Origin of the sequence: Riemerella anatipestifer, assembly GCF_009663465.1 — a bacterium.
In the GTDB taxonomy this organism is placed as follows: Bacteria; Bacteroidota; Bacteroidia; order Flavobacteriales; family Weeksellaceae; genus Riemerella; species Riemerella anatipestifer_C.
Genome location: NZ_QXHU01000021.1, coordinates 1 through 742, shown reverse-complemented (window position 1 = coordinate 742; position 742 = coordinate 1). Strand labels below are relative to the sequence as shown.

The window sequence follows — 742 nt, the reverse complement described above, 5'->3', positions numbered from 1 at the left end:
AGCCCAAAAACGAGTTAGCATCGTTTACGGCGTGGACTACCAGGGTATCTAATCCTGTTCGCTCCCCACGCTTTCGTCCCTCAGCGTCAGTTATAACTTGGTAACCTGCCTTCGCAATCGGTGTTCTGAGTAATATCTATGCATTTCACCGCTACACTACTCATTCCAGCTACCTCAACTATACTCAAGACTAGCAGTATCAACGGCAGTTCTACAGTTAAGCTGTAGGCTTTCACCACTGACTTACTAGCCCGCCTGCGGACCCTTTAAACCCAATAAATCCGGATAACGCTCGCACCCTCCGTATTACCGCGGCTGCTGGCACGGAGTTAGCCGGTGCTTATTCGTACAGTACCTTCAGCTACCCTCACGAGAGTAGGTTTATCCCTGTACAAAAGAAGTTTACAACCCATAGGGCCGTCGTCCTTCACGCGGGATGGCTGGATCAGGCTTCCACCCATTGTCCAATATTCCTCACTGCTGCCTCCCGTAGGAGTCTGGTCCGTGTCTCAGTACCAGTGTGGGGGATCACCCTCTCAGGCCCCCTAAAGATCATTGACTTGGTGAGCCGTTACCTCACCAACTATCTAATCTTGCGCGTGCCCATCTCTATCCGCCGGAGCTTTCAATACTAATTGATGCCAATCAGTATATTATGAGGTATTAATCTTCCTTTCGAAAGGCTATCCCTCTGATAAAGGCAGGTTGCACACGTGTTCCGCACCCGTACGCCGCTCTCAAG

The 742-nt window shown here is 50.5% G+C and carries 1 rRNA gene; it reads right to left on the bottom strand.

Going from position 1 to position 742, the window contains the following annotated elements:
- Positions 1-742: ribosomal RNA gene (locus D1003_RS10970) — 16S ribosomal RNA — on the bottom strand; the annotation flags it as partial.